This window comes from Sulfurovum sp. (assembly GCF_041562805.1).
Lineage (GTDB): Bacteria > Campylobacterota > Campylobacteria > Campylobacterales > Sulfurovaceae > Sulfurovum.
The window spans coordinates 1-10031 of record NZ_JBFFOH010000086.1; the positions used below are offsets into that span (position 1 = coordinate 1).

General features: G+C 38.1%; 10 protein-coding genes. 5 read left to right on the forward strand and 5 right to left on the reverse strand.

Annotated elements, in window-relative coordinates; genetic code table 11:
- The first annotated feature begins 115 nt into the window (after window positions 1-115).
- From ABYK33_RS10130 to ABYK33_RS10150, 5 genes are all read left to right on the forward strand, one after another.
- Entirely contained in the window at window positions 116-2155 is a 2040-nt protein-coding gene (locus tag ABYK33_RS10130) for a TonB-dependent receptor (protein ID WP_373033066.1), read from the forward strand.
- 208 nt (window positions 2156-2363) lie between these two features.
- On the forward strand, window positions 2364-2591 hold the full coding sequence (gene acpP, locus ABYK33_RS10135) for an acyl carrier protein (RefSeq protein WP_309495712.1): 228 nt from the start codon (window positions 2364-2366) through the stop codon (window positions 2589-2591).
- A 91-nt stretch (window positions 2592-2682) separates the two neighbouring features.
- Entirely contained in the window at window positions 2683-3900 is a 1218-nt protein-coding gene (locus ABYK33_RS10140; protein WP_373033067.1) for a beta-ketoacyl-ACP synthase II, read from the forward strand.
- Between the two features lie 10 nt (window positions 3901-3910).
- Window positions 3911-4846 carry an acetyl-CoA carboxylase carboxyl transferase subunit alpha gene (accA, locus tag ABYK33_RS10145; protein WP_373033068.1) on the forward strand — a complete coding sequence of 312 codons (936 nt, stop codon included), beginning with the start codon at window positions 3911-3913 and terminating at the stop codon, window positions 4844-4846.
- A 15-nt stretch (window positions 4847-4861) separates the two neighbouring features.
- Window positions 4862-5476: a DedA family protein gene (locus tag ABYK33_RS10150; protein ID WP_373033070.1), complete on the forward strand. Its 615-nt coding sequence runs from the start codon at window positions 4862-4864 to the stop codon at window positions 5474-5476.
- Between the two features lie 111 nt (window positions 5477-5587).
- Here ABYK33_RS10150 and dbpA read toward each other — a convergent pair whose 3' ends face one another.
- The 5 genes from dbpA to rpmB all read right to left on the reverse strand — a co-directional run bounded on the left by dbpA (window position 5588) and on the right by rpmB (window position 9955).
- A complete protein-coding gene (gene dbpA, locus ABYK33_RS10155; protein ID WP_373033072.1) occupies window positions 5588-6949 on the reverse strand; it encodes an ATP-dependent RNA helicase DbpA in 1362 nt (453 codons plus the stop codon).
- 139 nt (window positions 6950-7088) lie between these two features.
- Window positions 7089-7313 carry a YdcH family protein gene (locus tag ABYK33_RS10160; protein ID WP_373033073.1) on the reverse strand — a complete coding sequence of 75 codons (225 nt, stop codon included), beginning with the start codon at window positions 7311-7313 and terminating at the stop codon, window positions 7089-7091.
- 73 nt (window positions 7314-7386) lie between these two features.
- Window positions 7387-8598 carry a bifunctional glutamate N-acetyltransferase/amino-acid acetyltransferase ArgJ gene (gene argJ / locus ABYK33_RS10165; protein WP_373033074.1) on the reverse strand — a complete coding sequence of 404 codons (1212 nt, stop codon included), beginning with the start codon at window positions 8596-8598 and terminating at the stop codon, window positions 7387-7389.
- Entirely contained in the window at window positions 8591-9721 is a 1131-nt protein-coding gene (locus ABYK33_RS10170) for a TrkA family potassium uptake protein (RefSeq protein WP_373033075.1), read from the reverse strand. The genes argJ and ABYK33_RS10170 overlap by 8 nt, the downstream gene beginning before the upstream one ends.
- A 24-nt stretch (window positions 9722-9745) precedes the next feature.
- On the reverse strand, window positions 9746-9955 hold the full coding sequence (rpmB, locus tag ABYK33_RS10175) for a 50S ribosomal protein L28 (protein WP_309495703.1): 210 nt from the start codon (window positions 9953-9955) through the stop codon (window positions 9746-9748).
- Window positions 9956-10031 lie beyond the last annotated feature (76 nt).

Genomic DNA, 10031 nt, shown 5'->3' on the forward strand with positions numbered 1-10031 from the left:
ACCTATTGTTTTGCCAAAAAGTATCAATATCACTCTTCAGTATAAACTCAGATAAATTTAACACAAACTTAACACAACTACACTAAGGTAAGACAAATTATATTAGGAGACAGGTATGAAAAAGGGAATTTACCTCTCTTTGGCATGTTCATTATGGATAAATGCTGCCGAAGTAGAGTTAGAAACGATATATGTAGAGACAAAAGTAGATACAGAGGTTATTAAAGATGTCAGTGGAGAGGAGATCAAGTCAGCCGATCTAGGGGAAGCATTGGCTAAACAATCAGCGAGTGTTTCACTCATACGAAGATCGGGTATCGCAAATGATATTATTGTCAGAGGTCAAAAGAAAGACAACATCAGTGTAACGATAGATGGTGTAAAAGTACATGGTGCATGTCCAAATAGAATGGACCCACCTATTTCTCATGTATTGACCAATAACGTAGATTATATAGAGATCAATGAAGGACCTTTTAATGTAGAAGATTTTGGGGTACTTTCTGCAGATGTAAAAGTGCATACTATCAAACCGGAAGAAGAGTTGAGTGGAGACATAAACCTGGGATTTGGAAGCTTTGGTTATAAAAAAGGTGCCTTTTCTTTAAGTGGAGGTATTGCAGAAAATGTAAGAGTTTTACTCAGTGGTTCAGCAGAGACAAGTGAACAGTATGAAGATGGTGACGGTAATGACTTTGTAGGGCAAATAGCCAGAAATATTGCAGAGGGTACGGCACCTGCTTCTGCACAGTATCAAGATCAATATAAAGATATGGATGCTTATACTAAAAAGACATTCATGGCAAAAGTTTTCTGGGATATTGCTGATAATCAGGAGTTAAGACTCGGTTACACTGCGAACAGAAGTGATGATGTTTTATACCCTTCTTCCAAGATGGATGCACTGTATGACGATTCAGATATTTATAATCTGGAGTATATTGCTAAAGATCTTGGAACCTATTCAAAAGAATTAAATCTTCAAGTTTATGAGTCTAAAGTGAAACATCCGATGTCAACAAAATATCGTGTAATGGGTGCAGTAAATTATATGACACATGCCTTAGATACAAAAACGCAAGGCGCTAAACTTAAAAATAGTTTTGCATTGGATAATCATACAATTACTGCCGGTTTGGATTATAGTAAAAGAAATTGGGATGGTGGTTATTATATGAATGATATACCGCTAGATATTGCATCAGGAGGTACGAGACCATATCATAGTATTTGGGATGTAGATACTGAAAATACGGCTTTCTTCATCGAAGATAACGTGAAGTTGGACAAAGTGTCACTTGATATGGGTCTTAGATATGACAATACTGACGTTGATTCAGGTAATCCGGCACAACAATCGAATGAGTATGATGAACTCAACGGATATTTGCTTGGAACATACCAGGCAAATGCGACTACTAAATATTTTGCCGGATTTGGTAAGTCATCAAGAGTACCAGATGCAAAAGAGCTTTACTGGATAGGAAGTATGGGTAATGCTGTAGGTACACCTGACTTGGAAAATACAGTGAACTATGAGTTTGACATGGGTGTTGAAAAACAATATGAAAATGCTAGTCTGAAAGTAAAAGCTTTTTATTCTAAACTGGAGGACTATATTGCATTTAATTCAAGTAATGTAAATATGATGGGGGCTTCGGTGAATGCCTATGAAAATGTTGATGCAAGTATATATGGATTTGATCTAAGTGGCACATATATTGCAACAGATTCACTTTATTTTGATTATGGTATGGCGTTTCAAAAAGGTGAAAAGGATGATCCATTGACTGGACAGACGGGTACAGATATGCCAGATATCGCACCGTTTAAATTAAATGCAGCAGTGAATTATGACTATGACAGTACATTAGCATTGAGAGCAGAAGTGATTGCAGCAGATGATTGGGATACTTTTGATTATGAGAATGGTGAACAAGAGTTAGATTCTTATGCTGTACTGAATTTAAAAGCAAGCCAAAAGTTTGCTAAAGCATTTGAACTTACTGTGGGTATTGATAATGTATTTGACAAAACATATGCAGTTTCAAATACCTATAGTGATTTGATATTGCTTGCTACACCAGGTAGTGAAGTGATGTTAATGAATGAGCCGGGACGTTATATTTATACAAATATTAGATATGAATTTTAATCATTGAAGATAAATTGATACATGGTGTCAACCATGTGTTAGTGTATCCTCATCTCTGTATTAAACGATATTTTAGTCTAAAGGTGTTTTTGTAGACGTTTTTTTACCTCTTTTCTCCACACAAACACGGATTTTATTAAAAATATAAGCTTTTTATACTTTTTTTGCTATAATTGAACGTATTTTTAACAAACTTAAGGAGTAGTCAATGGCATTATTTGATGATGTAAAAGAAGTAGTTGTAGAGCAACTAAATGTGAGCCCGGATGAGGTTAAAGAAGAGTCTAAATTCGTAGAGGATCTTGGGGCTGATAGTCTTGATGTTGTTGAATTAGTAATGGCACTTGAAGAGAAATTCGATATCGAAATTCCTGATGATCAAGCAGAAGCTATTGCAACTGTAAATGACGCAATCAAATTTATCGAAAACGTATAAGTTGAGTTCCCTCCGGGGAATTTGATAAAGTATCTATTAGTATTTTCCGAAATATTAATAGATATTTTATATAAGTGGAATAGGAGAGCCAGTGAAAAGAGTTGTAGTTACAGGATTAGGGATGATAAATGCCCTAGGACTAGATAAAGAAAGTGCATTTTCTGCGATCGTAGAAGGAAAATGCGGTATTAAAAATATTGAACTATTCGATACAGAAAAACATTCTGTAAGCATCGCTGGTGAAATAACAGATTTTGATCCACTCACAGTGCTTGACGCAAAAGAAGCAAAAAAAGCCGACAGATTTATACAGCTTGGTCTTAAAGCTGCTATGGAAGCTATAGGCGATGCGAAACTTCCAGAAGATGTAGATTTGGAAAGATTTGGTGTGGCTTCAGCCTCAGGTATAGGTGGATTACCAAATATTGAAAAGAACTCTGTTGTATGTGCAACTAGGGGACCAAGAAGAATCTCTCCTTTCTTCATCCCATCTTCTCTTGTCAATATGCTGGGTGGATTTATCTCTATCTATCAAGGACTTAAAGGTCCAAACCTTTCATCTGTAACTGCTTGTGCTGCTGGTACACATGCCATCGGTGAGGCTGCAAAGTCTATTATGGTCGGAACTGCAGACAAAATGCTAGTTGTTGGTGCAGAATCTGCTATCTGTGAAGTAGGTATCGGTGGATTTGCAGCAATGAAAGCACTCTCTACAAGAAATGATGACCCTCAAACTGCATCTAGACCATTTGATGCGGATCGTGATGGTTTTGTAATGGGTGAAGGTGCAGGTGCACTGGTATTAGAGAGTTATGATGATGCTGTTGCAAGAGGTGCAACCATTTATGGTGAACTGATCGGATTTGGTGAAAGTGGTGATGCAAATCACATTACGACGCCAACAATGGATGGACCTCTTCGTGCAATGAAGGGTGCTTATAAAATGGCAGGTGAGCCAAAAGTAGACTATGTCAATGCACATGGTACATCCACACCGATCAATGACAAAAATGAAACAGCTGCACTTAAAGAACTGTTTGGTGGTAAAGAGAACTGTCCCCCGGTAAGTTCTATTAAGGGGCAAGTGGGGCATTGTCTTGGTGCGGCAGGTGCCATAGAAGCAGTTGTATGCCTTATGGCTATGAGAGATGGTGTGCTGCCTCCAACGATCAACTATACAACGCCAGATGAGAACTGTGATTTGGATTATGTACCTAATGAGGCTAGAAAAGCAGATATCAACATTACTATGAGTAACTCATTTGGTTTTGGTGGTACAAACGGCGTAGTTATCTTTAAGAAAATATAAGGGTTAATGCATGGCAACTTATTTAGATTTTGAAAACAAAATTGAAAAGATACAAGAAGAGATTGTATCGGCGCATGCCATCGCAAATTTTGAGGCTGTCAATAAGTATCAACATGAATTAGAAAAAGAAGTACAGAAGACTTTTGGAGCTCTCAGTGATTTTCAAAAACTTCAACTTGCTCGTCATCCGGACAGACCGTATGCTTTAGACTACATCCGACTTTTGATGGATGATGCGTATGAGATTCATGGAGATCGTGCATTTAGAGATGATCCTGCTATCTTATGTTACATTGGTTGGATCAAGGGTCAAAAGACGATGCTTATTGGTGAACAAAAAGGGCGTGGTGTTAAAAATAAGATCAAAAGAAACTTTGGTATGCCAAACCCTGAAGGATACAGAAAAGCGCTACGTGCAGTGAAAATGGCAGAGAAGTTTGATATTCCTGTACTGATGCTCATAGACACTCCGGGTGCATACCCTGGTCTTGGAGCAGAAGAGAGAGGACAGAGTGAAGCTATTGCTAGAAATCTATTTGAATTTGCCTCTGTGAAAGTACCAATGGTTTCCATTGTCATCGGTGAAGGTGGTTCAGGTGGAGCACTTGCTATAGGTGTAGCAGATAAACTTGCTATGATGCGCTACTCTGTATTTGCAGTTATTTCACCTGAAGGATGTTCAGCAATTTTATGGAATGATCCGACTAAAGTGGAAGCTGCAACTAAAGCATTAAAGATCACACCAGATGATCTATTTGAACATGGTTTAATAGATGATGTACTTGATGAGCCTCTTATTGGCGCGCATCGTGATAAACAAACATCAGCTGATGTGATAAAGAAATATTTCCTTGAGACTGTCAAAGCATTAAGAGAACTTTCTGAAGATGAACTACTTGACAAGCGTTATAAGAGACTTACCGCAGTCGGCGCGTATAGCGAATAGTAACTAACACCTTTTATGATACACGACATAGCTCAAGCCATTGTAGGTTACATTGGAGATATGGGCTATTGGGGTATCTTTCTTCTCATGTTCCTTGAGAGTACTTTCTTCCCTTTTCCCAGTGAAATTGTTATGATCCCTGCAGGATATTTAGCCTTTAAAGGTGAAATGAATCTGTATATTGTCATTTTGGCAGGGATAGTTGGTTCTGTAGCCGGGGCACTGTTTAATTATTACCTGGCGATGCATTTTGGAAGAAAATTTATTTTACGTTATGGTAAATACTTTTTTATTAAAGAAGAAACATTAGACAAACTTGAAGCCTTTTTCGTTAAACATGGAGAACTCTCCACATTCAACGGAAGACTCATCCCGGGTATTCGACAACTTATTTCTTTACCTGCAGGACTGGCACGTATGAACATGGCTAAGTTTGCTTTTTATTCAGGCCTGGGTGCGGGTATTTGGGTGATCGTCTTGGTAGCTTTAGGTTATCTGTTAGGTTCAAATGAAGCACTCATCTCAGAATACCTACAGTCTGCAACATTGATCGCACTTCTTTGTGTAGTCCTGATCACACTCTTTTATGTCATTAGACACAAAAGAAGAAAAGAGATATTGGAAGATTAATTAACGCAACCAGTTGCGTGAGCTCTCTGCTGAGGAGAACCCAGTGTTAGCGTAACATATAGTGCTTCGCTCTATATTTGTCTCCCATAATCAAAAAGAGATATTGGAAGATTAGTTCAATATCCAAGTGATATATTTCTTCTTTTTGATTGTTGTCTTCTTCAATGCTTTAAATACTTTGTCTATCACGGTATGATGAAGTGCAACATAAGATTTTGTATCGGTGATATTGATCTTTCCTATCATTTTAGGATCAATGTTTATCTCTTTACACAATGTACCGAGTATATCTCCTGCACGAAGTTTGGTTTTTTTCCCACCGTTAATGCAAAGTGTATCGTACTTTGAGACCATTTTAAAGGAAGCATCCACACGTAAGTCTTTCATGTGGGCTGTACGAGCCTGAGAAGTAATGTAAGCGCATTTTTCACTGTCTCTTGAACCATAGAGTGAGATGGCTATACCGGTAGCATCTGCACGTCCTGTACGTCCTATACGGTGTGTATAGATCTCTGGATCAAAAGGTAGATCATAGTTGATAACCAGTTCGATGTCTTTGATATCCAGACCTCTTGAAGCCACATCCGTAGCAACCATGATACGTTTGGATCCATTGGAGAAAGCGATGACAGATTCATTACGTTCTTTTTGTTCAAGATCACCATGTATATCTATAACCGAATGTCCATGTTGATGTAATGTGTCTGTAAGTGAAATGACTTCTGCTTTAGTGTTACAGAAAATAAGGAGTGATTCTGGTTTATAGGATTGTATCAGTGCGGTAAGTGTTTTAAATTTATCAGCAGTCTCATAGACTATTTCATCTATCTTATCGCTCTCTTGAACTGTATCTACTTTAATGGTTATCGGCTGTTTCAATAGCGCTTTGGCTAGTTTCTCTATCTTTTCAGGAAAAGTGGCTGAGAAGAGTAGGGTTTGTTTTGCACGTGGCATGTTCGACCCTATCTTGACTATCTCGTCATAAAAACCCATATCCAGCATACGGTCTGCTTCATCAAGCACAAGTGTTTTAATACTGTCTAGTACCAGTGTCTCTTTTGCAAGGTGATCTTGTATGCGCCCAGGTGTACCTATAAGAATATGTGCCCCTTTTGCTAGTGATTCCGCCTGAGCACGAAGTGGCACTCCACCATAAAGTGTGAGGATCTTGAGATTGGGTTTATAGGCTGCAACTTTACGCAGTTCGATGGCTATCTGCTCAGCTAATTCACGTGTAGGTGTGATGATGATGGTTTGGGGTTTGTTATCATTCATATCTGTACGCACTACACACGGTAGTCCAAAGGCCAATGTTTTCCCCGAACCCGTCTTAGATTGCGCTAAGATGTCTTTACCATCCAAGATAGGATTGATGGCCTTGTCCTGTATTTCAGTCATTGTCGTAAAGTTTAGTATAGTGAGTGTTTCTAAAAGCTCTTTTGGAAGTGCTTCTATGCTATTAAATGTTGCCATATTATTGTATTCCAAATGTTGCAAGTAGGATAAGTACAAGCGAGAGTAGTTTCATGATTAATCCTATAAATTGATTAAAGATATTATAGGATAAGAAGATTAATATATGGGCAAAAGCCCATGGTGTTAAAGATTAAGATTATGCCTGAGCTTTTTTATAGTCTAAGATCATTTTGTAAGCTTCATCTTTTAAAAGAAGTTTTTCTTTTTTAAGTGTTTCAAGCTCAACATCCGTTAAAAGAGTACGTCCCGCTTCTGCATCTTCAACTTGCTGATCAAGTGCATTATGCTTTTCAAAAACTTTTGCAAAGTGTGCATTGCTTAGTTTTAATTCGTGTATTTCATTTTTGTATTCGTGTAACATGTTACTTCCTAGTATTAATATATTCTATTATTATAACTTTTTTGTGTTTAGTGGAGAGTTAAAAGTAAAATTTTTAAGTTCGATACTCTGCATTTATTTTTACATACTCATAACTCAGATCACAGCCATAAGATGTGTAGCTTCCATCACCTAACCCAATGTCGCAAGTGACTTTAAAACTATCTTGTTTCATGATCTTGTAGGCTTTGTCTTCACGCATTTTGTCCAACTCTCTAAATTCACTAGAGTAGATAAGAAGGTCATCGTAGTGTATGGTGAGAGTTTCGTCATCACATGCTATGCCGGATGCACCTATGGTTGAAGCTATACGTCCCCAGTTTGGATCTTCTCCAAAGAGGGCAGTCTTTACCAGGAGTGAGTTACTTAAGGCCATACTGGCTTTCTTTGCCTCTTCCTCACTTCGAGCCCCATTGACTTCAAAAGCTACAAGTTTGTTTGCACCTTCTCCATCTCTGAGTACAAGCATGGCAAGTTCAAACATTATTTTGTTTAAAGCGCCACCAAAAGCATCTTTGTCATAGCTTCCACTTTGTTTGTTGGATAAAAGCATTACTGTATCGTTTGTAGAGGTGTCACCATCTACTGAAATACGGTTAAATGAGCCTTCTGTAGCAACTGTAAGCAGTTCATCCATATCAGACTTAGGGATGTCTGCATCAGTGATGATAAAACAGAGCATGGTAGCCATGGCAGGGTTGATCATACCTGCACCTTTACATATGGCGGCAATATTAAAAGAGTTACCATTTTCAAGTTCAACTTTGTAGGCCAACTCTTTTTTAAAAGCATCTGTCGTCATGATGGCTCGCGCTGTCTGGTGAGAATTTGAAGCATTGAAGTCTAGTATGTCAAAAGCAGAGGTTATTTTATCTATAGGTAAACGGTAGCCGATGACACCAGTAGAGCTCATCACAGGATTAAGTACATTTTGTTTGCTTGAGAGTGTAGACATAATGGATTCTATATCTTCTATACCTTTTTCTCCTGTCATTGCATTCGCATTTTTGGCATTGATGAGGACAAAATTGGTTTGAAAATCTTTAGGATATTTCTGATAATGTTTGATGGGGGCAGCTTGAAATGTATTGCTTGTAAATACAGACGAGATATCACAAGGCGTTTCACTTCGTATAAATGCAACATCACCATCAACATCAGATATACCAGAGTTTGCAGGGTTTGTTCTCATACCTACATTCGTAGCACCACAGAAGAACCCTTTTACATTTTCTAAACCGTTTTCCAATGGAACCAAATTAAACATATTTCAACTCTTCAGGTTTCTCTTTTTTACGGATGATCTTTTTAGCGTGGGCGATACCTTCACTTGTACCGATGAGTAGAAGCTTGGATTGTGGCATGATGATCGTATCACCTTTAGGCATAGGAATAAACTTGCCATCTTTTTGACGTATACCGATGATCGTCACATTTGCAATGTCTCTGAAACGTGCAGTTTTTATTTTTTTAAGTGCAAGCCAAGAGATTTTCGAGACTTTTGCCTCTTCCATATCAAGAGGGGTATCCTTTTTATACAGGAATTCTTGAAGAAGATTTTCCATATCTGGACGTGCAGCCATCGCATTGATACGCTGTGCCATGAGTTTTGTTGCCGTAACAACCCTGTCAGCACCTAGTTTAAGAAGTTTTTGGTCATCTTCATTGCTTCTTGCATTGGCAATGATGAGAAATTTTTTACCACGGTGTATTTCTGTTTCATAGAGTCTGGCAGAAGCGATAGTTGCAATGTTGTCTGCTACGTTCATTGCCAACGTAATAACTCCTTTTGCCGAAGAGAGATGCGACTTCAATATACCTTCTTCGGTGTGTGGTTCTGCGGTTACGAAGTAAGGATAATGGTATTTCTTTGCTATCGCGTCCATGTCTTCTCTAGGGTCAACAACTACAAAAGGGATGTGGTTTGCACGAAGTTGTTTGGTTACTTCTATAGTAAATTCATTGTGATAACAGACAACAAAATGGTTTTTAAGTCTAGCAATTTCGTAAAGCATTTTACGCTCCTTGGCAGTTTTTTGAAATTCACCTTTTTTGACGACCTCTGCAATAATACCTATGGCAATTGAGAAGACAACAAAGCCAAAGATGATGAGGGTGATGGTGAAAATACGTCCCATATCTGATATGGGTTTGATCTCTCCAAAACCTACGGTAGTAAATGTGATACCTGTTTGATAAATGGCATCCATAAGTGGAAAACCATCAATAAGCATATAGCCCATTGTACCGATAAGCATAACAAATACAGTAAGTATAAGAGGAAGTCTAAAAGGGGCTAAATGAGCATAATACTCGTCATTTAGTGTAATATGAGGTTTGTGTGTGTCTCTCCATCCGAGAAACTTTTTAAATTTTTGTATGGCTTTCAAAGCCGAAGTCCCAAAAGTAGGGACTTACTCAGCTGTAGCAGCTTGAGCAGCGTGTTTCTTCATTGTTCTAAGAGTAGAAGCAGCAACTCTAACTCTTTTAGTTGTTCCATCTTCAAGTGTGATCTTTACAGATCTTAAGTTTGGAAGTTGTCTTCTTTTTGTTTTGTTATTTGCGTGAGAAACGTTGTTTCCTGTTAATGGGCCTTTACCCGTAATGTCACATCTTCTTGCCATAGTATGTCCTTTAAGTTAATCGTCTCATGTACACTTTTTTAAAAGTTCAGTGTAAAACGATGAATATTTTGTGGGA